The organism is Helicobacter vulpis (genome assembly GCF_003660395.1).
Taxonomy (GTDB): Bacteria; Campylobacterota; Campylobacteria; order Campylobacterales; family Helicobacteraceae; genus Helicobacter; species Helicobacter vulpis.
The window spans coordinates 1-270 of sequence record NZ_QXQT01000107.1 but is presented as its reverse complement, the minus strand read 5'-3'; the positions used below and the strand labels follow the sequence as shown (position 1 = coordinate 270).

Genomic DNA, 270 nt, shown 5'->3' with positions numbered 1-270 from the left:
CTGAATGCTATCAGAAAGGGCTGGCAACATGCGCCAATCAATGAAGCTAAAGAAATACCCCCCCGGCTTTAAAATGCGCTCTATTTGGGCGAAAATAAAACCCACCCACGCAATCCATATACGCTGGTCCTTGCCATCCCCATAAAACTCATAATACTTGGCATTGTCCCCGCAATACTTCTTATTAGTCCCGGCATTGCGCGCGTTCAAGCTTTTTACCCCCCCGCTACAATAGGGCGGGTCCATACACACACAATCTATACAAGCATC

At 47.8% G+C, this 270-nt stretch carries 1 pseudogene; it reads right to left on the bottom strand.

Annotated features, from left to right (window positions below):
* Positions 1–270 (bottom strand): annotated as a pseudogene (locus tag EAO38_RS08790) (site-specific DNA-methyltransferase); the annotation flags it as partial.